We start from the raw sequence: 1,467 nt of genomic DNA on the forward strand, positions 1-1,467 counted from the left end.
GGTCAAGTCCCTTTTCGTGGTGTTCTTCGGTAGTTCCTTTAACTTGGTATTAAGCAGCGGGGTCGGGCTACGAATCACGCGGTCAGCGGCATCACCACCCCGACCGGGTCGACCTCGGTCTGCCCATGCAACACCGTCACGAGTTTGCGCATCGAGATCTCCGACAAATAGCGTCTCTCACCGTACTGCCATTCCTCGTGCTGTTCCTGCAACACGGCCCCGATCAACCGAGTCACCGACTCCCGGTTCGGAAAGATCTGAACGACATCAGCACGGCGTTTGATCTCCCTGTTCAACCGCTCGATCGGGTTATTCGACCAGATCTTCTGCCAATGCTGCCTGGGCATGGACACGAACGCCGTCAAATCGACCTCGGCGGACTCGAGCATGTCGGCGATGTCGGGAAACGACGCCCGCAGACTCTCAGCGACTTGCTTGTACTGGGCAATGACGGCCTCGGCTGTGGTCTGGGCGAAGATCGTTGAGATCAACGCGTTGACCGGCTTCGAGTGCGCACTGCCAAGGCGCTGAGTGACGTTACGAGCGAAGTGGACTCGACACCGCTGCCACCCAGCACCGGGCAGGATCGCTTTGACCGCGGCCTTGATCCCCGAATGAGCATCAGAGATCACCAGCGCGACCCCTTCGGGATCAGTCTCGGTGCTCACCTTCAACCCCCGCTCACGCAGCCCACGCAGGACCTGTGTCCAGAAGTCCGTGGACTCGGCATCTCCGACACTCATGGTCAGGATCTCCCGCCTGCCCTGTGATGAGACACCCGTGACCACAGCCACGGCCTGAGACACGACACGACCCCGGTGGCGGACATCGACATAGGTGGCGTCGACGAAGAGGTAGGGAAACCACGTGTGATCGAGTCGACGGGCCAGGAACTCGGCCACTGCCTCGTCGATGTCGGCACAGATCCGCGACACCGTCGACCGAGAGATCCCGGACTCGTTGCCCAAAGCACGCACAAGGTCATCGACCTTCCTCGTCGAGACTCCGTCGATCCAGGCCTGGCAGATGACGGCGTAGAGGGCCTTATCGACCCGCCGACGGGGATTGAGCAGGGACGGGAAGAACGAGCCTTTCCGTAGCTTCGGGATCGCCAGGTCGACTTCTCCCGAGGGAGTTGCCAGGGTCTTCTTCCGCGACCCGTTACGGCGTGTTGAACGGTCTTCGCTGCGTTCGTAGCGGGCGGCACCGATCGTGGCGGTGGCTTCGGCTTCGATGAGGTCCTGGAGGCCAGCTTGGAGCATTTGCCTAAACACGTCGGAGTGGGCGAGGTCAGGGTCGGTCAGGACTTGGTTGATCAGGGTCGACACGGCAGAATTGGGGTCAGCCATCGTGGGATGCCTTTCGTGAGGTTCTTGGCGGAACTACTAGCGGGATCCCACGATGGTTCTTCACATTTTTGGGGGTGAAGTCCCTGGTGGGAATGCCACCACTCTATGGGACTCACCC

General features: G+C 60.7%; 1 protein-coding gene. It reads right to left on the reverse strand.

Annotation, left to right across the window (positions count from 1 at the left end):
• Positions 1–74: 74 nt before the first annotated feature.
• Positions 75–1,349 carry an IS256-like element ISBli2 family transposase gene (locus BLIN9172_RS17720; protein WP_009882371.1) on the reverse strand — a complete coding sequence of 425 codons (1,275 nt, stop codon included), beginning with the start codon at positions 1,347–1,349 and terminating at the stop codon, positions 75–77.
• Between the last annotated feature and the right edge of the window lie 118 nt (positions 1,350–1,467).

The organism is Brevibacterium linens ATCC 9172, from assembly GCF_900169165.1.
GTDB lineage: Bacteria > Actinomycetota > Actinomycetes > Actinomycetales > Brevibacteriaceae > Brevibacterium > Brevibacterium linens.